This is a genomic window from Streptomyces sp. NPDC052043 (genome assembly GCF_044548235.1).
GTDB lineage: Bacteria > Actinomycetota > Actinomycetes > Streptomycetales > Streptomycetaceae > Streptomyces.
The window spans coordinates 361,589-388,531 of the sequence record NZ_JBIUBT010000005.1 but is presented as its reverse complement, the minus strand read 5'-3'; the positions used below and the strand labels follow the sequence as shown (position 1 = coordinate 388,531).

Here is a 26,943-nt window from a genome sequence, read left to right as displayed (position 1 = left end):
GTGACCACGCCGGTCGGGCGTACGGTTCAGGCCTCGTCCGGGTCGGTGGCGAGCCGCTGGAGAAGCTCGCGCAGGTGGGCGAGGGCCTCCTCGGTGACCTCGCGCTCGCCGAACACGAGCTGGTGCAGCACGAGGCCCTCCAGGGCCGCGAAGACCAGCCGGTACAGGCCCCGGTCGACCGGCCGGTCCAGCATCTGGGAGAGCTCCCGCCGGGTCGCGCCGAAATACTCCTCGTACAGGGCGCGCAGGTGCGGCATGAGCTCGGGCCGACGGCGCGCCTCCAGCAGCAACTCGTACTGGAAGGCCTGGAGGTCCGGGTCGGCCTCCACCATGTCCGACAGCCCGGCGGAGAAGTCCGCGACCCTGCCCGTGCCGGGCTCGAGCGCGCTGCTGTTCAGGGAGGACCGTACGGCGTGGGCGAGCGCCTCCTCGATCAGGGCGTCGCGCGAACCGAAGTGGTGCACGACGAGCCCGTGGGTGACCCCGGCCTCCTGCGCCACGGCCCGGTAGGTGAGCTTGCGCAGCCCACCGCGGGCCACCACGCGCACGGCGGCGTCGAGCAACGCGTCCCGCCCGGCCCCGTAGTTCCGCACCCGCTTGCGCGGCGGCCGCCCGGGGCCGGCCCCTGCGGGCGCGGTGGGGCCGCTGGGAGCCTTGGGCTCCGTGCTCGGCGCAGGCTCCCCAGGATCCCCGGGCTCCGTGGGATTCACGGGGTGTCCGGGCTCGGTCATGGCACCGACCCTATCGACCGCGGGCCGGTCAGCGGCGCGGCGGGCGGATGCCGCGGAACTCCCAGTCGCCGCCGAGCGCGGTGGACAGCACCTCCTCGGACTCGGTGGGCTGGGCCCCGACGTCGTTCCGGATCGGGGTCGGACCGGTGACGACGTGGTTGGTGAGGCGGCCGAGACCCTCGACCTCGACCTCGACGACGTCACCCGGCTCCACGGGCCGCGAGTTGGCGGGGGTGCCGGAGAGCAGCACGTCACCGGGGTAAAGGGTGATCGTGCGGGCGATGTCGGCGACGAGGTAGTGCATGTCCCAGGTCATCTCGTCGGTCGAACCGTCCTGGACGACCTCGCCGTTGACGTAGGTCCGCAGCCGCTTGCCGTGGAAGTCCCAGTCGGTGACCAGGCCGGGACCGAGCGGGCAGAGGGTGTCGGAGCCCTTGACGCGCAGCATGGAGCCGGCGTCGGTGTCGCGGAAGTCGTGCAGGCCGTAGTCGTTGGCGACGGTGTACCCGGCGATGTACTCCCCCGCCTCGGCCGGCGAGATGTTGCGCGCCGTCCTGCCGATGACGATGGCGACCTCGCCCTCGTAGTTGAGCCACTTGCAGCCCTCGGGGCGCACGATCGCGCCCCGGTGGGAGTTGAGCGCGGAGGTCGGCTTGTGGAAGTACGTCGGGGTGTCGGGCAGGCCGATCCGGAACTCGTCCACCCGGCTGCGGTGGTTGAGGTGGACGGCGATCACCTTGGAGGGGACCACCGGGGGCAGGTGCCGAGCGTCGTCGATCTTGACGCGGCGGCCGTCCCCGGCGACCAGCTCGTCCCCGTCGACGGTGACCTGGACGGCTGCGCCGTCGAGCAGGATGCGGCGGTACTCGGGCATGGGGGGCCTTTCTAGGCGGTCGTGTGCGGGGCGGTGGACGTGGGCAGACCGCTGCCGGTCCAGCCCTCGGCCGGGCGGTCGAACCACAGGTGGACCTGGCCGGTGCCGATGGAGTTCTCGTACTCGCCGTACTGGCGGGCCTTCGCGACGCAGGCCCGCTCGCCGAGTGCGCCGGCCATCATCAGGTAGTGGAAGAACCTCGCCTCGGGCTTGTACTTCCAGAACTCGTCCATGGTGTCGAGGACCCTGTCGTGGCGGCCCTCCTTGAACCAGGCGATGCGCTCGTGATCGGCCTCGCGGGCCTCGGGCGTGAAGATGTGGGCCGGGTCGCTGGCCTCGTGGTCGCGCAGCTCGCGCAGCGGCCAGAAGGTGTGCGACAGGGCTCCGGAGGCGATGAGCAGGACCCGGCGGCCGGGGGTGGCGGCGATACCGTCGGCGAGGGCACGGCCGAGGCGCAGATGGTCCTCCATGTCGCCGGTCTGGCAGACGCCGATGGTCACCCACCGCTTGTCGGGCAGTCCCTCGCCGAGGTACTTCCACAGATTGATGGTGGCGTAGTAGATCGGCAGGTACTCGTCGTCGATCGCCGTGATCCAGGTGCCGTGCTTGTCGGCGAACGAGGCGATGTTGTGCGCGAGTTCGGGGTCGCCGGGGAAGTCGAAGGGCATCCGGCACATGCCGCGCGGCAGCTCCTCGGAGGTGAACAGGCCCGCGCGCCGGTGCTGGGCGGTGACGACGAACTCGACGGTGGTCGCCCAGTGGGAGTCCAGGACCACCACCGTGTCGTACGCGTCGGCGCCGTCGCGTGCGAAAACATCCTCGCGCAGCTGCTTCAGGCCGGTGACGAGGGTGATCTCCTTGCCCTCGTTCAGCTCCAGCCGGGTCGCCTTCGGCAGCACGACGGTGGGGACGTGGGCGAGCAGCCCCGCCCCGACGATCTCACCCATGGTCCTTCCATCCCTTCGGGGCGGTGACGGTGTTCTTCAGGTCGCAGTAGAAGTCGAAGCTCCAGTCGCCGCCCTCCCGGCCGACGCCGGAGTGGCGGGAGCCGCCGAAGGGTGCCTGGAGGTCGCGGACGAAGAAGCAGTTGACCCAGACGGTGCCGGCGACGAGCTGTGCGGTGACTCGTTCGGCGCGCTCGTGGTCGCCCGTGGCGACGGTGGCGGCCAGGCCGAAGCGGGTGTCGTTGGCGAGGTGGACGGCCTCTTCCTCGGTGCGGAAGGTCTGGAGGGTCAGGACGGGCCCGAAGACCTCCTCCTGCACGATCTCCGAGTCCTGGGCGACGTCGGTCAGCAGCGTCGGCGCGTAGAACTGGCCGTCCCCGCGATGGCCGCCGATGACGGCCCGGGCTCCGGCCGCCAGCGCCCGCTGCACGAAGCCGTCGATCTTCTCCAGCTGGCGGGGGTGGATGGTGGGGCCGATGTCGGTGGCCTCGTCGCGCGGGTCGCCCTGCACCAGCCGGGAGGCCTTCTCGACGAAGCGCCGTGTGAACTCCTCGGCGACCGGCTCCTCCACCAGCAGCCGGGTGCCCGCGAGGCAGACCTGGCCGGCGTTGTCGTACTGCTCGACCGCGAGGTCGACGGCCAGGTCGAGGTCGGCGTCGGCGAACACCAGCAGCGGGGACTTGCCGCCGAGTTCGAGGCTGAGCGGGGTGAGGTTCGCGGCGGCCGACGCGGAGATCCGCTGGGCCGTCGGGACGGAACCCGTGAAGCTGATCCGGCGCACGTCCGGGTGCGAGGTGAGCGCGTCGCCGATCTCCGAGCCGAGGCCCTGGACGACGTTGAGGACACCGGCCGGGAGCCCCGCCTCGGCGGCGATGTCGGCGAGCAGCGAGGCAGTCAGCGGGGACCACTCGGCGGGCTTCAGGATCACCGTGTTGCCGGCGGCGAGGGCCGGGGCGACCTTCCAGGTCGCCAGCATCAGCGGCGCGTTCCACGGGGTGATCAGCACGCAGGGGCCGGCCGGGTCCCAGCTGACGTGGTTGGTGTGGCCGCGGGTGTCGAAGTCGGCGTGGTCCAGCTTCAGCAGCCAGTCGGCGAAGAAGCGGAAGTTGTGCGCGACGCGGGGCATGACGCCGCGGCGGTGGGAGCGCAGCAGGGCGCCGTTGTCGGTGGTCTCGACGATCGCGAGGTCTTCGAGCCGCTTCTCCACACCGTCGGCGACGGCGTGCAGGATGCGGGCGCGTTCGGCGCGCGGTGTGGCGGCCCAGCCGGGGAAGGCGGCCTTGGCGGCGGCCGCGGCGGCGGCGGCCTCCGTCGCCGTACCGCGGGAGATCTCGCCGAGGGCGAGGCCGTCGATGGGCGAGACGTCGGTGAAGGTCTCGGCGGAGGCGACGCGTTCGCCGCCGATCCAGTGCCGGGTGTCGACGGCGACCGAGGCGACGGTGGTGGTGTGGGTGTCGGTCATGTCCGGTCTCCAGAGTGTTTCGTCTGCGGGTGCGTCACTCGGCGCCGGACGTGCCGGACTCGAGCAGGCGGCCGCCGTCCCACACCACGCCGACCTGGCGGTAGTACGCGGCGATGGGCTCGCGGACCTCCAGCCGGGCCAGTTCCTCGGTGGGCGACTCGAAGAGCTCCAGATCGGCGTCGCCGACCCACGGTTGCCCGCCCTCGAAGGAGGCGGCGCCGGACTCGATCAGCTCGTCCAGGGCGAGGCCCTTGCCCTTCTCGATGGACGGCAGCCAGCGGTGGTGGGCCATGGGGTGGCCGTTGACGAAGCCGTTGGTCTCGGACGGCTCGCGCAGGGTGACCACGGCCTGGGCGATACGGCGGTCGGCGGCGGCGAGCGTGGCGCCGAAGCGGGCGCCCGCCTCGATCCGCGGGGCCGGACCGTAGGGGTGCGGGCGGGTCTGGTGGATGGAGCCGAACTTCTTCGGATAGCCCTGGTGCAGGCCGCGGGCGATGGCGAAGTCCTTGTCGACCCAGATGTGGACGCAGCGCGTGTACGTCTGCCCCTTGTAGGTGCAGCGGACGACGGCGAAGGCCTCCTTGTACTGGGCGCGCACCGGGTCCAGCAGTTCCTCTCCCGCGGCGGCGCAGGACTGCCAGTCGGCCCAGATCAGCGCCACGGCGCCGGGGTCCTCGTCGGCGAGTTCCAGCGGCTCGGGCAGCAGTTCGCGCACGCGTGCCGGGTCGGTGCGGTACTCGACGGTGAGCAGGTCGCCGGAGTAGTGCCACGGCGGTGAGGGGATCAGCGACGAGGCGCCCGTCGCCGTCTTGGGGGGGAAGAATCCGCGGACGGTGGTCATGGCAGGCGTTCCTTAGGCGGTGAGGGCGGGCAGGCTGAGGAGTTCCGCGCGGCGGCGGGCGGCGGCGGCCGCCGCGGCCTGGCCGCCGAGGGCGACGACGCCGACCAGGCGGCCGCCGGTGTGGTAGCCGACGAGCACGTCCCCCTCCGGGTCGCCGTCGAGGATCCGTACGTCGCCGAGGCCGAGCCCGGGCGCCCCGAAGGACTGCAGGCGGAAGTCGTGCTGGTCGCTCCAGAAGGTGGGCAGCGGCGCGAACGGGTCGAGGCCGGCGTCGGTGCCGCCGAGGTGGGCGGCGAGCACGCGGGCGGCGTGCTTGGCGGTGTCGGTGGGGATCGACCAGTGCTCGACGCGGCGGGGTACGCCGTCGTAGCGGGCGTTGGGGAAGCGGGCGACGTCGCCGACCGCCACCACCTCGGGCCGTGAGCCGACGCGCAGGTGCTCGTCGGTGAGCACGCCGTCGGTGAGGTCGAGGCCGTTGCCGTCGAGCCACTCGGTGTTGGCGACGGATCCGACCGACTCCACCACGACGTCCGCGGGGAGCACGGTCCCGTCGCCGAGTTCCACGCCGGTGACTCGGTCCGTGCCCTCGAAGCCGGCCACGCCGGTGCCGAGCGCGAAGCGCACTCCGCGTTCCTGGTGCCGTTTCAGCAGGGCCCCGGCGAGCAGTTCGCCGAGCGGTCCGGCCATGGGCAGGGGCAGCGGGTCCACGACGGTCACCTCGGCGGCGCCGAGGGCGACGGCCGTGGCGGCGACCTCGCAGCCGATGAAGCCCGCGCCCACCACGACCACCCGGGCGTCCGGGCGGGTCAGGGCCTCGCGCAGCCCGCGGGCGTCGGTGACGGTACGGACGGTGTGCCGTCCGCGGAGGGGTCCGGGGCAGCGCAGCCGGCGGGGCCGCATCCCGGTGGCGACGACGAGTCCGGCGTAGGACAGCCGCTCGCCGTCGTCGAGTTCGACCAGGCGCCGGTCGAGGTCGGCGGCGACGACCCTGCTGCCCAGGCGCCATGCGGCGTCGGCGACCGCGGCACGGGGCCTGAAGGCCAGCGTCTCGAAGGCCGCCTTGCCGGCCAGGACCTCCTTGGACAGCGGCGGCCGGTTGTAGGGCATGTGCGGTTCCTCGCCGACCAGGGTGATCGGGCCGAGGTATCCGGCGGCCCGGAGCTGCTCGGCGGCGCGCAGGCCGGCCATGGAGGCGCCGGCCACGACGACGGGTGCGCTCACGGCTCAGTCCTCGATCCGGATGGCCTGGAGCGGGCAGACGTCGGCGGCCTCCTCGACCTCCTCGCGCAGCGCGTCGTCGGGGTCGCTGACGTAGGCCAGACGTCCGGCGTCGTCGAAGCTGAAGACGTCAGGGGCGGCGAAGACACACTGACCGTGGTCCTGGCACTTGTTCATGTCGACGACGACCTTCATGGCCGGTCCTCCTGGTGCTGAGGGCGTCGGGCGCGGGGCTGGGGCGCGGGGCTGGAAGGAAAAGGGGCCCGGACCGGATGCGGCCGGGCCCCGGCCAACGGGGTGGGTGACACCGCACCCCGGACTCGTTTGGCATCAAACAACATAGGAACCGGACGGGCCCTGGTCAAGAGCTATCCGGATGGATAAATTTTTGCGACCAACCTCTTGCGGCGAGGTGACGGGATCCATACCGTTTGGCCTCAAACATTGAGCGGCCCCTGCTCCTACCCGCAGTGCGGCGCCGCCCTCTTCCTTCCTTCTCCCGTCCTTCTCCCAGCGCCCGCTCCGGCCTGGGAAGCGCCCCACATTCCCCAGAGGAGACACCGGTGAGCGCAACCGACTCCCCATCCGTCCGCCGGCACCAGGACCGGCTCGCCGCCGAGGGCGTCGACGTGGTCCGGGTGACCTACCCCGACCTCATCGGCACCGACCGCGCCCGGGACATCCTGCTGGAGCACCTGCCCTCGGCCTGCGACCACGGCCTGGCCTTCTGCCGCGCCGTCTACCACACCAGCCCGCAGGGCGATGTCGTCCCGGTCGCCGGCGGCCTGGACGCGGGACTGCCCGACATCTGCGTGACACCGGATCTCGACACCCTCGTGTCCCTGCCCTGGGAACCGGGTGTGGCGAGCTGTCTGGGCGACGTCACCGACCCGGCCACCGGGCTGCCCGCCCCCGAGTCGCCCCGCGACCTGCTCCGCGCCGTACTCGACCGGTGCCGCGAGCACGGACTGCACCCGGTGATCGGCCCCGAGCTGGAGTACTTCCTGTGCGAGCCCGCGCCCGGCTCCCCGCGCGGCTGGCGCCGCTACAGCGACGCCCGGGGCGTCGTCTACACCGCGGGCCTGCGCGCCGACGACGACAACCACCTGCTGCGCACCCTGCGCCTGCTGCGCGCCGCCGACCTCGGTGTGAGCAGCGGGAACCACGAGTTCGACGGGGGCCAGTTCGAGATCAACCTGGTCCACTCGGAGGCGCTGTCGGCCGCCGACCGGGCCTTCCGCTTCAAGTCGGCGGTCAAGGAGCTCGCCCGCAAGGAGGGACGCCTGGCCACCTTCATGGCCAAGCCGTTCAACGACGCGGGAGGCTCCGGCTTCCACCTGCACCTGTCCTGCGAGGACGACGACGGCGGCAACGCCTTCGACGACCCGGCGGCGCCGTACGGCCTGTCCGCGACCGCCCGCCACGCCGTCGCCGGCGTCCTCGCCCACGCGCCCGCGCTCGCCGCGCTGGCCAATCCGACGGTCAACTCCTACAAGCGCTTCGGCCCGGACACCCTCGCCCCCTGGCTGATCGACTGGGGCCTGGACAACCGCAGCGCCATGGTCCGCATCCCGCCCGAGCGGGGCGCCGGCTCCCGCCTCGAACTGCGGCTGGGCGACGCCGGCGCCAACCCCTACCTGCTCATCGCCGGGACCGTGGCCGCCGCCCTGCTCGGCGTCCTGGCCGGCGAGGAACCGCCCGCCCCGCTGGACGGATACGGCTACGACACCGAGCGGTCCGCCATGCTCCCGGGCACCCTGTCCGCCGCGCTGGACGCCCTGGAGGCGGACACCGCGCTGGCCGACGTCCTCGGCAAGGACTTCACCGCCTCCTACCTCACCTACAAGCGCGACGAGGTCGAACGCTTCGGGCGGCACGTCACCGACTGGGAGTTCACCGAGTACGCCTACCACCTCTGACCGCGCCTGAGCGCGCCTGACTGCGTCTGAACGCGCCCGCCCACGACCTCCGACCGGGCCCGCCCCGCCCAGGGCACCGGCCGCCGCCCTTCGACACCGCGCCCGCCGGCACCGAGCCCCGTGACGCCGAGGAGACACCACCCATGACCATCCCGATCCTGTCCGACGCCGTCCGCGAGCCGCTGCCGCTGGGCGACGTGAACCTCGCCGACCTGGACAACTTCAGCGACGGCGTCACCCCCTGGCGCATGTTCCACACCCTGCGGCACGAGGACCCGGTGCACTGGCAGCCCGAGGAGGCACCCAACTCCGGCTTCTGGAGCGTGACCCGGCACGCGGACATCGCCCGCGTCGACCGCGACGCCGAGACCTTCACCTCCACCCGGTTCGTCAACCTCGAGGAGGTCGACGACGACCAGATCAAGAAGCGCGCCTCCATCCTCGAACTCGACGGGGTCCGCCACCGCGCGCTGCGCAGCCTGATCCAGCGCCAGTTCGGCGCGAACGTGATCAACAGCTACGGCGACTTCCTGCGCGGTCTGACCGCGACCACCCTGGACGCGGCCCTGGCCAAGGGCACCTTCGACTTCGTCAAGGAGGTCTCCGCCGACTTCCCCATCAACGTGCTGGCCCGGCTGCTCGACGTGCCCCCGGAGGACAACCAGCAGCTCATCGACTGGGGCAACCGCATCATCGGCAACACCGACCCGGACTACGCCGACGTGCTCCTGCACAGCGAGGAGAGCGAGAAGTACCGTGACCTGCCCTTCCGCTCCCCCGCCTCCCTGGAGGTCTTCGCCTACGGCCGGGAGCTGGCGCGGCAGCGGCGCGGCGGCGACGGCACCGACCTCGTCTCCCAGCTGGTCAACGGCACCCCGCGGGACGGCGTCCCGCTCTCGGCGCAGGACTTCGACAACTACTTCCTGCTCCTGGTGGTGGCGGGCAACGAGACGACCCGCCACACCATCAGCCACACCATGCTGGCCCTGCTCCAGCACCCCGAGCAGCTGGCCCGCCTCCAGGAGGACCCCTCCCTGATCCCCGCCGCGGTCGAGGAGTTCCTGCGCTGGGCCTCCCCCGTGTACCACTTCCGCCGCACCGCCACCCGCGACACCGAACTCGGCGGCAAGCGGATCAAGGAGGGCGACAAGGTGGTCATGTGGTTCGCCTCCGGCAACCGCGACGAGGAGGTCTTCGGCAACCCGTACGACTTCGACGTCACCCGGCAGGACAACGACCACGTCACCTTCGGCAAGGGCAGCCCGCACCTGTGCCTGGGCAACCTCCTGGCCCGCACCGAGATCCGGATCATGTTCGAGGAGCTGATCCCGCGCCTGGCCGGCATCCGCCTGACCGGGGACGTGCCCCGGGTCCGCTCCAACTTCGTCAACGGCATCAAGAGGCTGCCGGTGGAGGTGACCCTCGCCTGACGGACGCCGACGGCCGGGCGCGTGCCGGCGCGGCCGGGCCGCTCTGCTTCGTCAGGTCATCCGGCCGGGGACCTCCGGGTGTTCGACCCGGCAGACCAGGGCGTCCTTCTCGACGTCCGCCACGATCGTGTCACCCGGGTCGGCCGAGTCGCTCAGCAGCAGGGAGGCGATGCGGTTGTCGAGTTCGGCCTGGATGGTGCGGCGCAACGGGCGGGCCCCGAACTCGGGCTGGTGACCGTGGGCGACCAGCAGCCTCTTCGCGGCGTCGGTGACCTCCAGCTCCAGGCCCTGGGCGCGCACCCGACGGCGGCTGTGGTCGAGCAGCAGGTCCAGGATCCGGCTGAGGTCCTCCTCGCTCAGGCCGTGGAAGATGATGATGTCGTCGATGCGGTTGAGGAACTCGGGCAGGAACCTTCCGCGCAGGTCCTGCATCAGCTGGTCCTTGATGGCGGCGACGTTCCCGTGGTGGGCGAGGATCCGCTGGGCGCCGATGTTGGAGGTCATGATGACCACGGTGTTGCGGAAGTCGACGGTACGGCCCTGGGCGTCGGTGAGCCGGCCGTCGTCGAGCACCTGGAGCAGGGTGTTGAAGACGTCCGGGTGGGCCTTCTCCACCTCGTCGAAGAGCAGCACGCTGTAGGGCTGGCGGCGCACCTTCTCGGTGAGCTGGCCGGCCTCCTCGTGGCCGACGTACCCGGGCGGCGCCCCGACGAGCCGGGAGACGGTGTGCTTCTCCTGGAACTCGCTCATGTCGAACCGGACCATCCGGTTCTCGTCCCCGAACAGCAGCTCGGCCAGCGCCTTGGCCAGTTCGGTCTTGCCGACCCCGGTGGGGCCGAGGAACAGGAAGGAGCCCACGGGCCGGTTGGGGTCGCCCATGCCGGCGCGGCTGCGGCGCACCGCCTGCGCGATCGCGGTGACCGCCTCGTCCTGGCCGACGACCCGGGAGTGCAGCGCCTCCTCCAGCTTCAGCAGCCGCGCCTTCTCGGTCTCGGTCAGCTGGGACACCGGGATGCCGGTGCGCCGGGACAGCACGTCGGCGATGTCGTCGACGGTCACCTCGAGCACGCCCTCGCGGCGTTCGGCGAGCCCCTCCAGTTCCGTCTCCACCTCGGCGATCCGGTCCTTGATCTCGGAGGCCCGTTCGAAGTCCTCGGCGGCGACGGCCTGGTCCTTCTCGCGGCGCAGCTTGGCCAGCCGGTCCTCACGCTCGACGACCTCGGTGGACCGGCCCAGGGACCGCAGGCGCACCCGGGCCCCGGCCTGGTCGAGCAGGTCGATGGCCTTGTCGGGCAGGAACCGGTCGGTGACGTAGCGGTCCGACAGCTCCGCCGCGGCGGCGAGGGCGTCGTCGCTGTAGCGGACCTGGTGGTGGGCCTCGTAGGAGTCGCGCAGCCCCTCCAGGATCTGCACCGTCTCCTCGACGCTCGGCTCCGGCACCATGACCGGCTGGAAGCGGCGCTCCAGGGCGGCGTCCTTCTCCACGTACCGCCGGTACTCGTCGAGGGTGGTGGCTCCGACGACGTGCAGCTCCCCGCGGGCGAGGGCCGGTTTGAGGATGTTGCCCGCGTCCATGGAGCCCTCGCCGGTGGCGCCCGCGCCGACGACGGTGTGCAGTTCGTCCAGGAACAGGATCGTCGACTCGGAGGCCGCCTTGACCTCGTCGATGACGTTCTTCAGCCGCTCCTCGAACTGGCCCCGGTACTGGGCGCCCGCCACCAGTCCGGTGAGGTCCAGGGCGATCACCCGCTTGTTCTCCAGGGTCTTCGGCACGTCCCCGTTGACGATCCGCTGGGCCAGGCCCTCGACGATCGCGGTCTTGCCGACGCCCGGCTCGCCGATCAGGACGGGGTTGTTCTTCGTGCGGCGGGAGAGGACCTCGACGGTCTGCTCGATCTCGGTGGCCCGCCCCACCACCGGGTCCAGCTTCGCGGCACGGGCCTCCGCGGTCAGGTCGCGCCCGTACTGGTCCAGGGTCGGGGTGTCGCTCGGGGGCTCGGCCCCGCCGGGCGCGGTGTCGGGGCGGGAGGCCGTGTCGGCGCTGCGACGCAGCTGGTCCGCCTCGATGCCGTGGGCGCTCAGGACGCGCGCCGCGGCGGCGCCCGGGGTGTCGAGCAGCGCACCGAGGATGTGCTCGGGGCCGATGTACGACACTCCGGCCGCCCGGGAGTGCTCGTAGGCGCGCAGCAGCACGCGCTTGGCGGCCGGGGTCAGGCCGGGCTGCGCGGAGGGGGTGCCGCTCTCGCCGGGCAGCGCCTCGGCGAGAGCCGCGCCGAGGCGGTCCGGGTCGGCTCCGGCCTGGACGAGCAGGCCGCGGGCCGGCTCCACCTGGGTGCACGCCCAGAGCAGGTGCTCGGTGTCCAGGTCGGAGCTGCCGTCCTCGGCAGCCCGAGCGGTGGCCTGGTTGATCAGCTCCCGTGCGGAGTCGGTCAGCAACCGTCCGATCGGTACCCGCTGCACCTGCGGGGGCGCCGCGCCCGGCGTCATGCCGAAGAAGCGGTTGAGGATCTCGGAGAACGGGTCCGGGCCGCCGAAGGAGGCGCCGAAGGGGGACATCGTCATGATCGCCGTCCGGAACGTGGGCAATGAGTCACCTTCCAGCCCAACCCGCCGAATGGAGTAGCGCAACGCGGCCTACGCCGGTCCGGTGCCGAGGGCGGCGACGACGGCCCTCCCCGGGCCGTGCCGCGCCCGGCAGAATCCCCGCCCGACGGCGGGGTGAGAGGGCGGTCCACCGCCGGTCCACCGCCACGACGCCGAGGCCGCGCTCGGCGGCACTGCGGACGTGGTCTGCACGGCCCGCTCCGTGGACGGCGGCGACGCGCCGCCGCGCGGCTTCCACGCCCGCTCCCGCGGCTGCCCCGCCCGGGTGCTCAGCCCAGCCAGCCCGGGCGTACCAGGCCCGATTCGTAGGCCAGGACGACCAGTTGGGCGCGGTCGCGGGCGCCGAGTTTCACCATGGTGCGGCTGACGTGGGTCTTGGCGGTGAGGGGGCTGACGACCAGGCGGCGGGCGATCTCCTCGTTGGACAGGCCGATCCCGACCAGGGCCATCACCTCGCGTTCGCGTTCGGTGAGCTGCGCGAGGGCGTCGGCGGCCGCCGGCTCCTTGGAACGGGCGGCGAACTCGGCGATCAGGCGGCGCGTCACGCCGGGGGACAGCAGGGCGTCGCCGACGACCACCGCCCGTACCGCACGCAGGAGCTCGTCGGGCTCGGTGTCCTTGACCAGGAAGCCGGAGGCGCCCGAGCGGATCGCCTCGAAGACGTACTCGTCGAGTTCGAAGGTGGTGAGCATGACCACCTTGACGTCCTCGAGACGCGGCTCGCGGGTGATGCGGCGGGTCGCGGCCAGTCCGTCGAGCAACGGCATGCGGATGTCCATGAGCACCACGTCGGGGCTCAGGTCGCGCACCTTGCGCAGGGCCTCCTCCCCGTCCGCGGCCTCCCCGGCGACCTCGATGTCCGGCTGGGCGTCGAGCAGCGCCTTGAAGCCGGCCCGTACCAGCGACTGGTCGTCGGCCAGCAGTACCCGGATCACCGGTTCTCCTCCTCCGTCGTCAGGGGCAGCACGGCGAGCACCCGCCAGCCGCCGTCGGGGCGCGCGCCCGCGTCGATGGTGCCACCGAGCGCGGCGGCGCGCTCCCGCATCCCGGCGAGGCCGTTGCCGCTGCCGCCGGCGTCCGCCCCGGTCGCGGGCCCGTCGTCGTCGACGCGCAGCCGCAGCGCGCGGCGGTCGTGGTCGAGGCGGACACGCGCGTGCCGTGAGCCCGAGTGGCGTACGACGTTGGTGAGCGCCTCCTGGACGATGCGGAAGGCGGCGAGGTCCGTGCCGGGCGGAAGGCGGGGCGGTGCCCCCTGCACCTCGACGGTGAGGCCGGCCGTCGCCGCCTGGTCCACCAGCTCGGGCAGCCGGCCGAGGCCGGGCGCGGGGGCGCGCGGGGCGTCGCCCGGGGTGCGCAGGGTGTCGAGCACCTGGCGCACCTCCCCCAGCGCCTCCTTGCTGGCGGCCTTGATGGTGGTCAGCGCGGTGCGCGCCTGCTCCGGGTCGGCGTCCAGCAGGGCGAGGCCGACGCCCGCCTGGACGTTGATGACGGAGATGCTGTGGGCGAGCACGTCGTGCAGTTCCCGGGCGATCCGCAGCCGTTCCTCGTCGGCCCGGCGCCGGGCCGCCTGGGCGCGCTCGGCACGTTCCTTGGCCCACTGCTCGCGGCGGACGCGGGCCAGCTCCGAGACCGCGACGAAGGCCACCACCCAGGTGGCGATGGCCAGTTCCTGCCCCCAGGAGGCAGCGGTGTTCCCGGGGGGCGGCAGCCAGCGGTACAGCCAGAGCGCGATCAGCACGTGCCCGGCCCACAGCATGCCCACCGACGCCCACGCGGCCCTGCGGTGCCCGGCGACGACGGCGCTGAAGCAGCTGACGGCGACGGCCAGGAAGACGGGTCCGTACGGGTACCCGGCGGCGTAGTAGGCGAGGGTGGTCGCCGCCGTGCCGAACGCCACGAACGCCGGATACCGCTTGCGCCACAGCAGCAGTCCCAGGGTCACGAGCAGCAGCGCGAACCCGAAGGCGTCCAGGGGCTCCCGGTGGCCGTGCTGGTTGCGGGCCGAGAAGTGCGTGCCGATGAGCACGAAGGCGGTGAACAGCGCGGTGGAGAGCCAGGGCCAGTGGCGGCCGCGCGCCTCCTCCTCGTCGGCGCGGTGCCACCACGCAGGGCCGTGCCGCCACCACTGCGGCGGGCCGCCCCGGCGTACGCGCTGCTCCGTCATGACCGCCACGCTAGACGCCCGTCGCCGCGGGGGGCGTCAGCCGGGCGAGGTGATCACGCGTACTCCCCGGGGAGTACGCGGGTGCGCGAGTACGCGGGTGCGCGGCCGGTCACGGCGGCGGTCAGGCCCGCAGGCCGATCCCGTGCGCGAGCTGGACCACCGTGTGCCTGAAGAACGGCTCGCGGTCCTCCACCAGCCGGTTGAACTGCCCGAACAGCTCGAATCCGACCAGCCCGAAGAGCTGCGCCCACGCGGCGACGAGAGCGGCCCCCGCCTCGGGCGGCAGTCCGGGCGCCAGGTCCGCGGTGATCCGCTCGGCCTCGCCGCGCACCTCGGCGGCAAGCGGCGGCACGGTCAGCCCGTACCGCTCGTGGGCGTCGCGCACGATGCCGATGAGGACCAGACCGACACGGGCCGCGGCCGGGACGGTCGTCATCGGGGCGGTGTAGCCGGGCACGGGGGAGCCGTAGATGAGGGCGTACTCGTGCGGGTGGGCGAGCGCCCAGGCGCGCACCGCCTCGCACACGGCGGTCCAGCGCGCCAGGGGCTCGGCGCCGGACGCGTCCGCGTTCGCGGCCTCCGCGGCCTCGCCCACGGAGTCGTAGGCGTCGATGATGAGGGCGGTCAGCAGGTCGTCACGGCTCGGGAAGTACCGGTACAGGGCGGAGGAGACCATGCCGAGTGCGCGGGCCACGGCCCGCAGCGAGAGTCTCGCGGCACCCTCGGCCGCGAGCTGCCTGCGGGCCTCGTCCTTGATCGCCGCGGTGATCTCCGTCCTGGCCCGGGCACGGGCTCCCTGTGCGGTGCTCATGAGAACGAGTCTTCCACTTTTCCGGAGCAGTGAACACAAAAGAGAGCACTGCTCTTGCCCTGGATCACCGATCTGCCCCACACTGGTGTCGAGCGAGAGCACTGCTCACACTTTCCGCTTCCAGAGCAGGTCCCGGAGGAAGTCATGTCCGCACACGTGCAGAAGCCCGGCTGGTTCACCGTCAACGTCTTCAACCGCGCCGTGGCCTGGGTGACCCGCCGCGGCATCAGCGTCTGGGGCTCCCGCGTCCTGGCGGTCCGCGGCCGTAAGAGCGGCGAGTGGCGCACCACCCCCGTGAACCTGCTGACCGTCGACGGACAGCAGTACCTGGTCGCCCCGCGCGGGCATGTCCAGTGGACGCACAACATGCGGGCGGCGGGCGGCGGCGAACTCCACCTGGGCCGGCGGGTGGACACCTTCACGGCCACCGAGGTCTCCGACGACGACAAGGCGCCGCTCCTGCGCGCCTACCTCAAGCGGTGGAAGGCCGAGGTCGGGGTCTTCTTCAACGGCGTCGGCCCCGGCTCCTCCGATGCCGAGCTGCGCCGCATCGCCCCCGACCACCCGGTCTTCCGCATCACGGTCACGAACTGACCGTGTCCTCGGCGTCCTCGGCGGCGGGCGGGGTCGGCCGCCGGTCCAGCGCGGTCAGGGCGCGGTGGGCCATGGGGTGGGTGCGGACGAGCTCACCGAGCGAGGTCGCGCCCCGGGTGATGTCCTTGAACGCCTTCCAGGCGGGCCGGAAGCCGGTCAGGACGGCGTGGAAGACCCCCGGCCGACGCGCGAACACCGAGAGCATCCGCTTGCCGACGCCCATCTCCACGCCCAGTCCCGCCTTGATCGCGAAGGCGTAGTTCAGGGCCTGGCGCCGGGCGTCCACCGCGTCGTGCGCCTCGGCGACGCGCACCGCCCACTCCCCCGCGAGCCGCCCGGACCTGAGCGCGAAGGAGATGCCCTCACGCGTCCACGGCTCCAGGAGTCCGGCCGCGTCCCCGCACACCAGCACCCGTCCGCGCGAGAGCGGCGAGTCCTCCGCGCGACAGCGCGTCAGATGGCCGGAGGAGATGCTCGGTTCGAAGCCGGCCAGGCCCAGCCGGGCGATGAAGTCCTCCAAGTACCGCTTGGTGGCGGCGCCTTCGCCGCGCGCCGAGATCACCCCGACGGTCAGCGTGTCCGCCTTGGGGAAGACCCAGCCGTAACTGCCGGGCATCGGTCCCCAGTCGATGAGCACCCGCCCGCGCCAGTCCTCGGCGACGGTCTCGGGCACCGGGATCTCCGCCTCCAGGCCGAGGTCCACCTGGTCCATCTTCACCCCGACATGGGCTCCTATGCGGCTGGCGCTGCCGTCGGCGCCGACCACCGCGCGGGCGAGCACCGTCTCACCGCCCTGGAGCACCACGGCGACCGTACGCCGGTCCGGGACCGCCGAACCGTGCTGCTCGACCCGCGAGACCGCGGCGCCGGTCCGCAGCTCGGCGCCCGCCTTCTGCGCGTGCTCGACCAACTGCTGGTCGAACTCGGGCCGGTTGATCAGCCCGAACAGCGTCTGCTTGGAGCGGCGGGTGCGGGTGAAGCGGCCGTTGTGCGAGAAGGTCACCGCGTGCACACGGTCCTTCAGCGGGAGCTCGAAGCCGGGCGGCAGCGAGTCGCGCGAGGGGCCGATGATCCCGCCGCCGCACGTCTTGTAGCGGGGCAGCTCCGCCTTCTCCAGCAACAGCACGCGCCGCCCCGCGACCGCCGCCGCGTAGGCGGCCGAGGCCCCCGCGGGTCCCGCGCCCACCACGACGACGTCCCACACCCGCCGCACGTCGTCCGCCGAAGAGTTCTCGCTGCTCACGATGGTCTACCGCTCCCGATCAAGCCGCCTGCCGCTGCTGTCTCCCGCATCCTACGGCCGCCTCGGCAGTGGGCCGCTGTGGGAGGATCAGCAGCGTACGTGCCCCGTGCACAGGGTCGCGTCTACGCTGACACGATCATCCGGAATACAGAAGCGCTCGGAAGTATCCCCCAGGTACCCACGAGTGCGCCGTCGCACCTACAAGGAGCGTGCCCATGTCGTCGAATCCGGTCGCCGCGACCGTCGCCTCCCTCATGCCCGGGGCGCGCGCGGAACTCGCGGAGCTGGTGGCCTTCCAGTCGGTGGCGGACTTCGACCAGTTCCCGAAGAGCGAGAGCGAGGGCGCCGCGAACTGGATCGCCGACGCGCTGCGCGCCGAGGGCTTCACGGACGTGGCGCTGCTCGACACCCCGGACGGCACCCAGTCGGTGTACGGCTACCTGCCCGGACCGCAGGGCGCGAAGACGGTCCTGCTCTACGCCCACTACGACGTGCAGCCGCCGCTGGACGAGGCCGGCTGGACCAGCCCGCCCTTCGAGCTGACCGAGCGTGACGGCCGCTGGTACGGGCGCGGTGCCGCCGACTGCAAGGGCGGCGTCATCATGCACCTGCTCGCCCTGCGCGCCCTGAAGGCCGCCGGCGGCGTCCCGGTCAACGTCAAGGTGATCGTCGAGGGCTCCGAGGAGCAGGGCACCGGCGGCCTGGAGCGCTACGCCGAGGAGCACCCCGAACTGCTGACGGCCGACACCATCGTGATCGGTGACACCGGCAACTTCCGGGTCGGGCTGCCGACCGTCACCAGCACCCTGCGCGGCATGACCCTGATCCGGATCCAGGTCGACACGCTCGAAGGCAACCTGCACTCCGGCCAGTTCGGCGGTGCCGCCCCGGACGCGCTGGCCGCGCTCATCCGTGTGCTGGACTCGCTGCGCGCCGAGGACGGCTCGACGACCGTCGACGGACTGGCCAACGAATCCGTCTGGGACGGCCTGGCCTACGAGGAGGAGCAGTTCCGCACGGACGCCAAGGTGCTGGACGGCGTGGAGCTGATCGGCTCCGGCACGGTGGCCGACCGCATCTGGGCCCGTCCGGCCGTCACCGTGCTCGGCATCGACTGCCCGCCGGTCGTCGGCGCCACCCCGTCCGTGCAGGCCGGCGCCCGCGCCCTGGTCAGCCTGCGGGTGCCGCCGGGCGTCGACGCGGGCGAGGCGACCAAGCTGCTCCAGGCCCACCTGGAGGCCCGTACGCCGTGGGGCGCCCGGGTGCGCACCGAGCAGATCGGCCAGGGCCAGGCCTTCCGCGCCGACACCACCAGCCCGGCCTACCGGGCGATGGCCGACGCGATGGCGGTCGCCTACCCCGGCGAGGACATGCAGTACGCCGGTCAGGGCGGCTCCATCCCGCTGTGCAACACCCTCGCCGCGCTCTACCCGCAGGCCGAGATCCTGCTGATCGGCCTGAGCGAGCCGGAGGCGCAGATCCACGCCCTGAACGAGAGCGTCTCCCCCGAGGAACTGGAGCGTCTGTCGGTCACGGAGGCCCTGTTCCTGCGCAACTACGCGGCGGGCTGAGCGACCCGCCCTGCCCGCGGCGGAGGGCCCTCGCTTCACGGCGGGGCCCTCCCCTGGCCCTGTGACGGACACACTGGGGGCGCTGGGCTTCGTGATTCGGCGGATGAACACCGGGCGTCCGCCGGAAGATGGGGGCATGATCCTCTCGGAGCGCATCCCCGCCCATACCGACATCGCCACCTCGCTCTCGATGCTCAGCGACCGGGAACTGGCTCGGCTCGTCGCCGAGGGCAAGCCGTTCGGCACCGGGATCGGCGGCCGGTCCACGCTCGTCGAGGTGGACGGCCGGCCGGTCTTCGTCAAGCACGTACGCCTGACCGACCTCGAACTGCACCCCGATCACCGGCAATCCACCGCGAACCTGTTCGAGCTGCCGCCGTACTTCCACTACGGTATCGGCACCCCGGGGCTCGGGGCCTGGCGGGAGCTCGCCGTGCACCGGATGACGACGAACTGGGTGCTGTCCGGCCGCTTCCCGGGCTTTCCGCTGCTCCACCACTGGCGGGTGCTGCCCGATGCGCCCGGGCCGCTGCCGGACGAACTGGCGGACGTGGAGGGGAGCGTCGCCTACTGGGGCGGCATATCGCAGGTGCGGGACCGCCTGGAGGCCCTGCGCACGGCCACCGCGAGCCTGACCCTGTTCCTGGAGTACGTGCCCTGCACCCTCGACGACTGGTTCCGCGCCCGGCTGGCCACCGACGAGGTGGACCGCGCGTGCGACTTCGTCGTACGCGCCCTGGAGACCGTCACCGGCTTCCTCCACGAGCAGCGCATGCTGCACCTGGACCTGCATTTCGGGAACATCCTCACCGACGGCACACAGGTGTACCTGACGGACTTCGGTCTCTCCCTGAGCCACCGGTTCCGGCTCACGTCGCAGGAGCGCGCGTTCCTCGCCCGGCACCGCGGCTACGACCGCGCCTACACCGTCACCCACCTGGTGAACTGGCTGGTGGTCATGCTGTACGGGTACGAACTCGAGGAGCGCCGTGCCTTCGTCCGGGCCTGCGCCGAAGGCGATCGACCCGACGGCATCCCGCCGGCGGCGGCCGCGCTGCTGGTCCGTCACGCCCCGCTCGCCGTACGGCTGAACGACTTCCACGACCGCCTGCGCACGGAGAGCCGCCTGACCCCGTACCCGCACGACATGCTGGAAGGGGCCTACAGCAGCTCCACGCTCCGCGCGTAGCGGCGGGCCACCGGACGGCAGTCATGCGTCGGGAAGGCCCGCGGGGCCTGCCGGGCGTCAGCCGACCGGTACGCCCGCCTCCAGGTACACCGCCGCGCCGCGCTCGCGGGCCCGTAGCGCCCAGCACAGGCGGGCGTAGCGGACGGGTGGGAGCAGGTCGGCGGCCTCCTGCTCGGTGACGAAGCGGCAGTCGCGCAGCTCCGGGCCGGGCAGCAGCAGGCGCCGGGCCGCCGCGGAGTCGAGCCGGCCGCCGTCGAAGAGGAAGCGCAGACCGCCGAACGCGGGCGGCGCCGGCGGCTCCCAGTCGACGACCAGCAGCCGGGGCACCTCGTCCAGCCGTACCCCCGTCTCCTCGGCGACCTCGCGGATACCCGCGCGAGCCGGGGCCTCACCGGGTTCGACGACGCCGCCGGGGAACTCCCAGCCGGGCTTGTAGGTGGGGTCGACGAGCAGCACGCGGTCCCGTTCGTCGAACAGGAGCACTCCGGAGGCGACGGTCTCGGCCGTGGGCTCCGGGGTCTGCACGATGTCGCAGACGGGCACGGCGCCGCTGCCGACGGCCTCGACGATGCGGACGGCCGTCTCGCGCGGGGTGAGGGCGCTGGTGTCGACCGGGTACGCGTCGGCGGTGAGCCAGGAGGCCAGGGCGGTCCGGTAGGGCTCGATGTGGTCGTAGGACCACTGGCGGACGCGTATCTCGCCGTCGGGCAGGTCGGGCGGGACCTCCCGACGGGCTATCCGCTCCCGCAGGATCGTTTCGGCCGGGGCCAGGAGGACGTGCCGCACGGGGATGCGGCGGGCGGCGAGCCCGCCGAAGATCTCGTCGCGGTACTCCTGGCGCAGCAGGGTCATGGGCACCACGAGGGTTCCGCCCAACTCGGCGAGCATCGCGGCCGCCGTGTCGATCACCATCCGCCGCCAGATCGGCAGATCCTGGTGGTCGCCGACCTCGGCAAGGTGTTTGGGCGGCAGCAGATACGTCAGCGCACCGCCGATGACCTCGGGGTCGAAGAGCGTACTGTTCGGGATCAGCTCGATCAGTTCCCGCGCGGTGGTCGTCTTCCCCGCACCGAAAGCGCCGTTGATCCAGACGATCATTGATACTCCAGGACGGGTAGGCCGCTGAACAGCGGCGGAGCGTCGGACAGTAGATCATCTGGGAGAGGCATGGGAAATGACGCCACCCAGAGGCCCGCCCCCTCTACTTCCTTCTCCCGGACGCCCCGCAGATACTCCACGTTCCGCTCCTCCATCGAGACCGTCACCTCGCGGCAGACGCCCTCCACCCCGCCGAGTTGAGGACTGACACCGCCCCGATAGTGCGACAGGATGTCCGCTTGCCGTACTGACGAGCGAAAGGCAGTCTGCATGCCGCACCCCGCACCGCAGCCGACTCCCGAACCGACCGACCCGCTCACCGCCGAACTGGTGGTGGACGTTGCCGCCGCCGTGGCACCGGCCATCTCGCCGGACGGCCGCCTGGTCGCCCACGGAGTGGTCGCGAACGGCGGAAGGGGCGGGCGTCCGCACGGGTCCATCTGGGTCACCGCAGCCGACGGCAGCACAGCCCCGCGCAGGCTGACCAACGGCACGGCCCGCGACCTCGCCCCGAAGTGGGCGCCGGACTCGGCCTCTCTCTTCTTCACCTCCGACCGCGAGGAGCAGGGCACCGCCCAACTCCAGTGGATCCGCCTGGAGGGCAGCGAGGACATCGCCAAGGCCGAGGCCTTGACCAGTTGGCGCGGCGGCATCTCCGACTACTGCCCGCTCTTCGACGGCCGCACTGTCGCTCTGCTCGCCGAGGACGAACCCGCCGCCGAGGACGAACGCCGGGAAGCCGAGCGCGACGACGCCAAGGTCTGGGGCCGGCACCTTCCCGCCACCCGGCTACGCCTGCTCGACCTGGAGACCGGCGTGCTCCGCACCGTGGACGGCCTCGGTGACCGGCATGTGGTCGAGCTGGCCCAGCGTCCGGACGGCGGCCCGCTGGCCGTGCTGAGCTGGTCCACCCCTGAGCTCGACCCCGGCGTCGTGACGGCGGAACTGCATTTGGTCGACCCGGGCTCGGCCGGCGTCCACGACCTGGGTCCGGTCGGGATCGAGGCTCAGTCCCCGGCCTGGTGGAACGACAACGGCGTGTGGCATCTGGCCCACCTGGCAGTGACCCCTGCGCACCTGGTCGGCGGGCTCGCCGTGATCGACACCGTCCCTCCGGCGAACGGCCCGGCCGTCGAACAGCGCAACCTCACCGTCGGCATGTCCGTCAGCCCGGCCGAGCTGGTGCAGGTCGCGGACGGGCCCCCACTCGCGCTGTTCGCCGACGGGCTGGATACCGCGCTGTACCAGCTCCACCCGGAGTCCCTGCGGTTCCACCAGTTGTCCTCCGCCCCCGGCATGCTCGCCGGGCTCACCGCGAGTCGCTCCGGGGAAACCGTCGCCCTGCTGGCGAGCACGGCGTACGAGCCCAAGAACGTCCATGCGGGACCCACGGGCGGGCCACTGGTCCGGCTCAGCGACACCAGGCCAGAACTGCGCAGGATCCGCTGGGGGGTCCAGGAGCGCCTCAGCTACCAGGCCTCCGACGGAGTCCAGTTGGACGGCCTACTGATCCTGCCGGCCGGCCGGACTCGGGACAACGGTCCGTTTCCGCTCGTCACCATGGTCCATGGTGGCCCTTACTCCCGCTACGCCGACGAATTCGCCCTCAACGCGGTCGATTGCGGCCAGTGGCTGGCGACCGCCGGGTACGCGGTCTTCTTGCCCAACCCCCGAGGCGGCTCGGGGCACGGCCACGAGTTTGCCGCCATGGTCGCGGGCGCGGTCGGCGGCGATGAGTGGACCGACATTCTCAGCGGAATCGACCTGCTGGTGGCACAGGGAGTCGCCGACCCCGAGCGTCTGGGAATCTCCGGATGGAGCCACGGGGGCTTTATCGCGGCCTGGGCGATAGGCCGTACGGACAGGTTCAAGGCCGCCATGATGGGTGCGGGCATCAGCGACTGGGGCATGCAGGCCGGGACTGGCGACTGGGGGATCCTCGACGCGGCGCTCGGCGGCAGCACCGGATGGGAGCACCCGGGACCACACGTTCACGACCGGCACAGTCCAATCTCCTACGCCTCCAGGATCCGCACCCCGGTGCTGATCCTGCACGGCGAAGAGGACACCAATGTTCCGCTCGGCCAGGCGATCCACTTCCATCGTGCCCTGCGCCACTTCGGGGTCGAGCACGAGTTCGTCGTCTATCCTCGCGAGGGCCACGGGCTCGCCGAGCGCGCCCACCAACTCGACGCCCTTCGGCGAATCCGCGCCTGGTACAACCGCTGGCTATAGGCCCGAGCCGGGGCATGTACCAAGGCGTGATCAATCTGCGGATTCTCCTTCTGCCAACCGGAAGAAGAAGGGCCACAAGGGCGGCCGGCCCATCAGTCACCACGCAGACCTGTACAAAGGACTCGCCCATGACGGCAACAGCTGCCCGCTACCTTTACCTCACCCGGCACGGTGAGGCGTCCGAGGACGAGAGCAAGTTGGCGGACACCGGCCGCCGCCAAGCCGTCCTGCTCGGGGAGCGGCTTCGTGAGGCACCTCTCACGGCAATCCACCACGGCCCGCTCGCGCGCGCGGAGCAGACGGCGCAGCTGGTCTGCGAGCAGCTCGACGGCGTTCCCGTGCGGCCGTCCGAACTGGCTGGCGACTACATCCCCTATATGCCGCAGCGCGAGGAGCTGCCGTCGGAATCGGCCGATGCCATGCTCGGTCACCTGGCCCAGTTCCCAGCCGAGGAGCGCGAACAAGGGCCAGAACTGGCCCGGGCGGCTCTCGCGCAGTTCACCGGACCTGTCGTCGGTGACGAGCCGCGCCACGAACTCGTCGTCACGCACAACTTCCTCATCGGTTGGCTCGTCCGCGCCGCCCTCGACGCCCCGGAGTGGCGCTGGATGGGCATCAACCACGCCAATGCCGCGCTGACCGTCATCCGCTATGCGCCCGGCCGACCTCCATCCGTGCTTGTCTTCAACGACACGGGTCACCTGCCCGCCAACCTTCGCTGGACCGGCTTCCCTCCCGACCTCCACGTCTGAGGGCGGCGACCCTCATCAATCCGCAGTCACCAGATGGGGTGGAGTCCACCACCCATGCGTCGTCGCTCCACACCGAGGTGGTGGTGGCCAGGATCCGGTGGACGCTTCGCATCAGACCGGCGGCCTTGCGCAGCCGCTACTTGTAGCTGGGCTGCTGGGACAGGTAGGGGAAGAGGTGGCGCAGGTGGGCACGGGCATGACGGAGCCATGATGTCGTCGGTCGTCGCATAGAGTGCTGTCGCGAGGGTGTCCACGTCGTTCGTCACAAAACGATCTTGGACACCCTCGTTCTCGTCTCCGCAGGCACCCTTTGGACCACACCACCAGGAGGCACCAGTGTCATACCCGCAACTGCTCACCCCCGAGGAGAAGCTCGCCGACGCGAAGAAGCTGTTGAGCCTCCCGTGTATCGTCGCGATCTGCGGCCCCGCCCGCTTCATGACCGAGATGAACGAGGCCGATCTGCGGGAGACCAAAGCCGGAAAGATTGTCGTCAAACCGGGCTGTGACATGAAGTCGCCGCACGAACTTTGGTCCGATCCTGTCGAGGCCGAGGCGCTGAAGGTTCGACTCGACGATCTGCACCGGGCGAAGATCCGGCTCGCTGATGAGGTGCTCGTAGTCGGCGACTACATCGGAGACAGCACCCGAGCGGAAATCGCCTACGCCCGGTCGCTGGGCAAGCCCGTGCGGTTCACGCACTCCGAAGTCAACCCTGACGCCTGACCGCCCGCTGTCACCAGTCGAACCATCAGCGACCGAACACCCTCAACCCGAAGCACGCCAGCCGGCCGTGGCAATCGAAGAGCCCCCAAACCTCGTCACGCTCCGCGCAGCCGCGGGCATCTCCTACGCCAACCTCCGGGCCCACCGTGACACGTGGGCGTTCCTCGTCGCCGGACACCTCCACAAGCGCCTCACTGAAACCGTGGAGGAGATCACCCGCAATCCGGATCAGACGATCGAGGCCGAACCCGTCCGCGTAGTCATCGACGACCGAGCCAAACCGCCCGACGAAGGGCAGTAACAACGAACCACGACGAGAGCACCAACCCGCCGAACGTCCATCGCCCCCGACCATGACTCCCAGTCGGGGGCGTTCGCTTGTGGGCCTGTCAGTACCAGTACGTCACAGGACGGCGCCGGCGCCGTTCTCGGCCGGTGGGGGTCAGCCGTGGTGGTGCCCGGACGTGTCGTCGTCCGCGGCGTGGCCTTCCTGACCGACGACCTGGTCGACGGTGCCCACGATGTCCTTCACGTTCCGATCGCCGAGCCCGTCGTGGTCGACGGCGTGCGACGGGCTGACGGCGGCGACGACGAATCCGGTGGCCAGGGAGGCGAGGGCGAGCATGCTGCGCTTCTTCATGCTCGGTTCAACTGCGCCGACCGCTCCGAGGTCACGCTCGTGCACCCGGGGGGAGGGCTCACCCCTTCGTCGAACCCAGCGTCAGCCCCGCGATGAAGTGGCGTTGCAGGAGCAGGAAGACCAGGATCGTCGGAAGGGCCACCAGGACCGATCCGGCCGCCAGCAGGTTGTAGTCGGTAAAAAACTGCCCGCGGAGGTTGTTCAGGGAGGAGGTGATCGGGAGCTTGTCGGGGTCGGAGATGAAGATCAGGGCCCACAGGAAGTCGTTGTAGACCCAGGTGAACTCGAGGGTCGCCAGGGCGGCGAGGGCCGGGCGGCACAGCGGCAGGGTGATGCGCCAGAACTGCGTCCACACGCCCGCGCCGTCGACGATCGCCGCCTCCAGGATCTCCTGGGGCAGCGTGCGCATGAAGTTGGCCAGGACGAAGACGCAGAAGCCCAGCTGGAAGCCGATGTTGACGATGATGACGGCCCAGTAGGAGTCGTACATGGTCAGCGAGTCGGACATCCACCACGGCAACGGGATCCTGTTGAACAGGACGTAGAGCGGTGTGACGATCACCTGCTGCGGGAGCAGGTTGCCCGCCGTGAAGAAGACCAGCAGGACGAGGCCGCCGCGCAGTTTCAGGCGCGAGACCGCGAACGCCACGAACGCCGCCAGGAACAGCGTGACGATCACCGCGGGCACCGCGATGATCAGCGTGTTGGCGAAGTACCTGCCCATGCCGGACTCGGTGTAGGCCTGGCGGTAGTACCCGAAGGACAGATGCCTGGGCCAGGAGAAGTAGCCGTGCTGCGCCGTGTCCTGATAGGGGCGCAGTGAGGCGTAGACGGCGAGCAGCAGCGGCGCGACGAACACCAGCGACACCGCCGACAGGAAGATCTGCACGCCCCAGCGGCCCCGCCGCCGGGGTGCCGCGGGCGGTGCGGGTGCCGGCGCCGCGCGGTGTGCGGGCACGGTGCCGCGGATGTCTGCCGTCATCGGTCGCGCGCACCTCGCAGCTCTTGGACCAGGAACGTCACGATGCACCCCAGGGACACGGTGAGCAGGACCACGGCGATGGCGGAGCCGAAGCCGATGCGGCTCGCCTCGCCGATGATGTTGTCGGTGATCAGCACCGACAGCAGTTCCAGGCCGTTGCGGCCCTTGTTGACCGCGTAGACGATGTCGAAGGCGCGCAGCGCCTCGATGACGGTGATGACGCCGACGACGACGTTCACCGGGCGCAGGGTCGGCAGGACCACGCGGAAGAACGTCTGGCGTTCGTTCGCCCCGTCGATCGCCGCCGCCTCCTTCAGCGCCAGGTCGACGGACTTCAGGCCGGCCAGGTAGAGGATCATGACGTAGCCGACGTGCCGCCAGCTCGCCGCGATCATCATCATCCAGATGTTGAGGTGGGAGTCGCCGAGCCAGTCGATGGGGTCGGTGCGGTTGCCGAGGAGGGTGTTGATCGCGCCCTGGTCGGTGCCCAGCAGCAGTTGGGCCATGAAGCCGACGATGGCCAGCGAGAGCACCACCGGCAGGTAGAGCACGGACTGGTAGAAGCGGCTGAAGCGGACCCCCCGGTCGATGAGGACGGCCAGGAACAGCCCGAACGGTGTCGCGATCAGTCCAAGGAAGAGCAGCCACAGGATGTTGTGGCGGACCGCGGGCCAGAACGGCGGGTAGTTCTCCGCGAGGTTCCGGTAGTTCTCGCCGCCGGCCCAGTGGATGTCCCCGATGCCGTCCCAGGAGGTGAAGGACAGTCCGACGGAGGCCAGCGTCGGCCCCCAGACGATGGCGACGTCGAGCAGCACCGGTATGCCGAGCAGCACGCCGAGGACGGCGAGGTCACGGCGGGTGAACCGGCGCAGCCGTGGCCGTCCGGCGCGCCGCGGGGAGGTGAGCGCCACGGAA

25 protein-coding genes are annotated in these 26,943 nt (G+C 71.5%); 9 read left to right on the top strand and 16 right to left on the bottom strand.

The features are described 5' to 3' along the window. Positions 1–26: 26 nt before the first annotated feature. From ACIHCX_RS16030 to ACIHCX_RS16000, 7 genes are read right to left on the bottom strand one after another with little or no spacing between them, the layout of a single operon-like run. Positions 27–731 (bottom strand): TetR/AcrR family transcriptional regulator, encoded by a 705-nt coding sequence (locus tag ACIHCX_RS16030; protein WP_400029703.1) that lies wholly within the window; start codon positions 729–731, stop codon positions 27–29. A gap of 28 nt (positions 732–759) precedes the next feature. Then, a complete protein-coding gene (locus tag ACIHCX_RS16025; RefSeq protein ID WP_400029701.1) occupies positions 760–1,605 on the bottom strand; it encodes a fumarylacetoacetate hydrolase family protein in 846 nt (281 codons plus the stop codon). A gap of 11 nt (positions 1,606–1,616) precedes the next feature. Continuing rightward, positions 1,617–2,552: a 3,4-dihydroxyphenylacetate 2,3-dioxygenase gene (locus ACIHCX_RS16020; protein ID WP_400029699.1), complete on the bottom strand. Its 936-nt coding sequence runs from the start codon at positions 2,550–2,552 to the stop codon at positions 1,617–1,619. Continuing rightward, positions 2,545–4,011 carry an aldehyde dehydrogenase gene (locus ACIHCX_RS16015; protein WP_400029697.1) on the bottom strand — a complete coding sequence of 489 codons (1,467 nt, stop codon included), beginning with the start codon at positions 4,009–4,011 and terminating at the stop codon, positions 2,545–2,547. The genes ACIHCX_RS16020 and ACIHCX_RS16015 overlap by 8 nt, the downstream gene beginning before the upstream one ends. 34 nt (positions 4,012–4,045) lie before the next feature. Further along, positions 4,046–4,852, bottom strand: coding sequence for an acetoacetate decarboxylase family protein (locus tag ACIHCX_RS16010; RefSeq protein WP_400029695.1), 807 nt, complete (start codon positions 4,850–4,852; stop codon positions 4,046–4,048). Between the two features lie 12 nt (positions 4,853–4,864). Then, complete coding sequence (locus tag ACIHCX_RS16005) at positions 4,865–6,073, bottom strand: NAD(P)/FAD-dependent oxidoreductase (protein ID WP_400029693.1); 1,209 nt, start codon at positions 6,071–6,073, stop codon at positions 4,865–4,867. Positions 6,074–6,076: 3 nt separating this feature from the next. Then, positions 6,077–6,265, bottom strand: coding sequence for a ferredoxin (locus tag ACIHCX_RS16000; RefSeq protein ID WP_400029691.1), 189 nt, complete (start codon positions 6,263–6,265; stop codon positions 6,077–6,079). 368 nt (positions 6,266–6,633) lie between these two features. Here ACIHCX_RS16000 and ACIHCX_RS15995 point away from each other — a divergent pair, with 368 nt between their 5' ends. After that, entirely contained in the window at positions 6,634–7,989 is a 1,356-nt protein-coding gene (locus tag ACIHCX_RS15995) for a glutamine synthetase family protein (RefSeq protein WP_400029689.1), read from the top strand. A gap of 143 nt (positions 7,990–8,132) precedes the next feature. After that, positions 8,133–9,419 (top strand): cytochrome P450, encoded by a 1,287-nt coding sequence (locus ACIHCX_RS15990; RefSeq protein WP_400029687.1) that lies wholly within the window; start codon positions 8,133–8,135, stop codon positions 9,417–9,419. A 51-nt stretch (positions 9,420–9,470) separates the two neighbouring features. Here the strand turns inward: ACIHCX_RS15990 and ACIHCX_RS15985 are convergent, their stop codons facing one another. The 4 genes from ACIHCX_RS15985 to ACIHCX_RS15970 all read right to left on the bottom strand — a co-directional run bounded on the left by ACIHCX_RS15985 (position 9,471) and on the right by ACIHCX_RS15970 (position 14,998). Beyond that, positions 9,471–11,981 (bottom strand): ATP-dependent Clp protease ATP-binding subunit, encoded by a 2,511-nt coding sequence (locus ACIHCX_RS15985; protein ID WP_400029981.1) that lies wholly within the window; start codon positions 11,979–11,981, stop codon positions 9,471–9,473. Positions 11,982–12,292: 311 nt separating this feature from the next. Beyond that, positions 12,293–12,958 carry a response regulator gene (locus tag ACIHCX_RS15980; RefSeq protein ID WP_400029685.1) on the bottom strand — a complete coding sequence of 222 codons (666 nt, stop codon included), beginning with the start codon at positions 12,956–12,958 and terminating at the stop codon, positions 12,293–12,295. Then, the gene (locus tag ACIHCX_RS15975) at positions 12,955–14,187 is read right to left on the bottom strand and encodes a sensor histidine kinase (RefSeq protein ID WP_400029683.1); all 1,233 of its coding nucleotides are present in this window, start codon (positions 14,185–14,187) and stop codon (positions 12,955–12,957) included. The genes ACIHCX_RS15980 and ACIHCX_RS15975 overlap by 4 nt, the downstream gene beginning before the upstream one ends. Before the next feature lie 121 nt (positions 14,188–14,308). After that, positions 14,309–14,998 (bottom strand): TetR/AcrR family transcriptional regulator, encoded by a 690-nt coding sequence (locus ACIHCX_RS15970; protein ID WP_400029681.1) that lies wholly within the window; start codon positions 14,996–14,998, stop codon positions 14,309–14,311. Between the two features lie 144 nt (positions 14,999–15,142). Here ACIHCX_RS15970 and ACIHCX_RS15965 point away from each other — a divergent pair, with 144 nt between their 5' ends. Next, positions 15,143–15,592, top strand: a complete 450-nt coding sequence (locus tag ACIHCX_RS15965) for a nitroreductase family deazaflavin-dependent oxidoreductase (RefSeq protein ID WP_400029679.1) — start codon at positions 15,143–15,145, stop codon at positions 15,590–15,592. Here the strand turns inward: ACIHCX_RS15965 and ACIHCX_RS15960 are convergent. Further along, complete coding sequence (locus ACIHCX_RS15960) at positions 15,582–16,835, bottom strand: geranylgeranyl reductase family protein (RefSeq protein ID WP_400029677.1); 1,254 nt, start codon at positions 16,833–16,835, stop codon at positions 15,582–15,584. The genes ACIHCX_RS15965 and ACIHCX_RS15960 overlap by 11 nt on opposite strands. Positions 16,836–17,050: 215 nt before the next feature. Between ACIHCX_RS15960 and ACIHCX_RS15955 the strand changes: the two genes are divergently transcribed. Beyond that, positions 17,051–18,406, top strand: coding sequence for a dipeptidase (locus ACIHCX_RS15955; protein WP_400029675.1), 1,356 nt, complete (start codon positions 17,051–17,053; stop codon positions 18,404–18,406). A 136-nt stretch (positions 18,407–18,542) separates the two neighbouring features. After that, entirely contained in the window at positions 18,543–19,595 is a 1,053-nt protein-coding gene (locus ACIHCX_RS15950) for a protein kinase family protein (RefSeq protein ID WP_400029673.1), read from the top strand. A gap of 57 nt (positions 19,596–19,652) precedes the next feature. Here ACIHCX_RS15950 and ACIHCX_RS15945 read toward each other — a convergent pair whose 3' ends face one another. Continuing rightward, positions 19,653–20,693, bottom strand: a complete 1,041-nt coding sequence (locus ACIHCX_RS15945) for an NUDIX domain-containing protein (RefSeq protein WP_400029671.1) — start codon at positions 20,691–20,693, stop codon at positions 19,653–19,655. 270 nt (positions 20,694–20,963) lie between these two features. Between ACIHCX_RS15945 and ACIHCX_RS15940 the strand changes: the two genes are divergently transcribed. From ACIHCX_RS15940 to ACIHCX_RS15925, 4 genes are all read left to right on the top strand, one after another. Continuing rightward, on the top strand, positions 20,964–22,928 hold the full coding sequence (locus ACIHCX_RS15940; protein ID WP_400029669.1) for a S9 family peptidase: 1,965 nt from the start codon (positions 20,964–20,966) through the stop codon (positions 22,926–22,928). Positions 22,929–23,056: 128 nt separating this feature from the next. Then, entirely contained in the window at positions 23,057–23,680 is a 624-nt protein-coding gene (locus ACIHCX_RS15935) for a histidine phosphatase family protein (protein ID WP_400029667.1), read from the top strand. Positions 23,681–24,016: 336 nt separating this feature from the next. Then, entirely contained in the window at positions 24,017–24,406 is a 390-nt protein-coding gene (locus ACIHCX_RS15930; protein ID WP_400029665.1) for a hypothetical protein, read from the top strand. A 67-nt stretch (positions 24,407–24,473) separates the two neighbouring features. After that, complete coding sequence (locus ACIHCX_RS15925; protein ID WP_400029663.1) at positions 24,474–24,707, top strand: hypothetical protein; 234 nt, start codon at positions 24,474–24,476, stop codon at positions 24,705–24,707. Between the two features lie 141 nt (positions 24,708–24,848). Here ACIHCX_RS15925 and ACIHCX_RS15920 read toward each other — a convergent pair whose 3' ends face one another. The 3 genes from ACIHCX_RS15920 to ACIHCX_RS15910 are packed head-to-tail and all read right to left on the bottom strand — an operon-like array spanning position 24,849 to position 26,939. Continuing rightward, complete coding sequence (locus ACIHCX_RS15920; RefSeq protein ID WP_400029661.1) at positions 24,849–25,046, bottom strand: hypothetical protein; 198 nt, start codon at positions 25,044–25,046, stop codon at positions 24,849–24,851. Positions 25,047–25,104: 58 nt separating this feature from the next. Further along, entirely contained in the window at positions 25,105–26,028 is a 924-nt protein-coding gene (locus ACIHCX_RS15915) for a carbohydrate ABC transporter permease (protein ID WP_400029659.1), read from the bottom strand. Further along, positions 26,025–26,939, bottom strand: a complete 915-nt coding sequence (locus ACIHCX_RS15910; protein ID WP_400029657.1) for a carbohydrate ABC transporter permease — start codon at positions 26,937–26,939, stop codon at positions 26,025–26,027. Before ACIHCX_RS15910 ends, ACIHCX_RS15915 begins: the two co-directional genes overlap by 4 nt. Between the last annotated feature and the right edge of the window lie 4 nt (positions 26,940–26,943).

Excerpts from the sequence above, each read along its gene's own strand:
- ACIHCX_RS16030 (WP_400029703.1), bottom strand. The coding sequence starts at position 731 with ATGACCGAGCCCGGACACCCCGTGAATCCCACGGAGCCCGGGGATCCT.
- ACIHCX_RS16025 (WP_400029701.1), bottom strand. The coding sequence starts at position 1,605 with ATGCCCGAGTACCGCCGCATCCTGCTCGACGGCGCAGCCGTCCAGGTC.
- ACIHCX_RS16020 (WP_400029699.1), bottom strand. The coding sequence starts at position 2,552 with ATGGGTGAGATCGTCGGGGCGGGGCTGCTCGCCCACGTCCCCACCGTC.
- ACIHCX_RS16015 (WP_400029697.1), bottom strand. The coding sequence starts at position 4,011 with ATGACCGACACCCACACCACCACCGTCGCCTCGGTCGCCGTCGACACC.
- ACIHCX_RS16010 (WP_400029695.1), bottom strand. The coding sequence starts at position 4,852 with ATGACCACCGTCCGCGGATTCTTCCCCCCCAAGACGGCGACGGGCGCC.
- ACIHCX_RS16000 (WP_400029691.1), bottom strand. The coding sequence starts at position 6,265 with ATGAAGGTCGTCGTCGACATGAACAAGTGCCAGGACCACGGTCAGTGT.
- ACIHCX_RS15990 (WP_400029687.1), top strand. The coding sequence starts at position 8,133 with ATGACCATCCCGATCCTGTCCGACGCCGTCCGCGAGCCGCTGCCGCTG.
- ACIHCX_RS15985 (WP_400029981.1), bottom strand. The coding sequence starts at position 11,981 with ATGACGATGTCCCCCTTCGGCGCCTCCTTCGGCGGCCCGGACCCGTTC.
- ACIHCX_RS15975 (WP_400029683.1), bottom strand. The coding sequence starts at position 14,187 with ATGACGGAGCAGCGCGTACGCCGGGGCGGCCCGCCGCAGTGGTGGCGG.
- ACIHCX_RS15970 (WP_400029681.1), bottom strand. The coding sequence starts at position 14,998 with ATGAGCACCGCACAGGGAGCCCGTGCCCGGGCCAGGACGGAGATCACC.
- ACIHCX_RS15965 (WP_400029679.1), top strand. The coding sequence starts at position 15,143 with ATGTCCGCACACGTGCAGAAGCCCGGCTGGTTCACCGTCAACGTCTTC.
- ACIHCX_RS15955 (WP_400029675.1), top strand. The coding sequence starts at position 17,051 with ATGTCGTCGAATCCGGTCGCCGCGACCGTCGCCTCCCTCATGCCCGGG.
- ACIHCX_RS15950 (WP_400029673.1), top strand. The coding sequence starts at position 18,543 with ATGATCCTCTCGGAGCGCATCCCCGCCCATACCGACATCGCCACCTCG.
- ACIHCX_RS15945 (WP_400029671.1), bottom strand. The coding sequence starts at position 20,693 with ATGATCGTCTGGATCAACGGCGCTTTCGGTGCGGGGAAGACGACCACC.
- ACIHCX_RS15940 (WP_400029669.1), top strand. The coding sequence starts at position 20,964 with ATGCCGCACCCCGCACCGCAGCCGACTCCCGAACCGACCGACCCGCTC.
- ACIHCX_RS15935 (WP_400029667.1), top strand. The coding sequence starts at position 23,057 with ATGACGGCAACAGCTGCCCGCTACCTTTACCTCACCCGGCACGGTGAG.
- ACIHCX_RS15920 (WP_400029661.1), bottom strand. The coding sequence starts at position 25,046 with ATGAAGAAGCGCAGCATGCTCGCCCTCGCCTCCCTGGCCACCGGATTC.
- ACIHCX_RS15915 (WP_400029659.1), bottom strand. The coding sequence starts at position 26,028 with ATGACGGCAGACATCCGCGGCACCGTGCCCGCACACCGCGCGGCGCCG.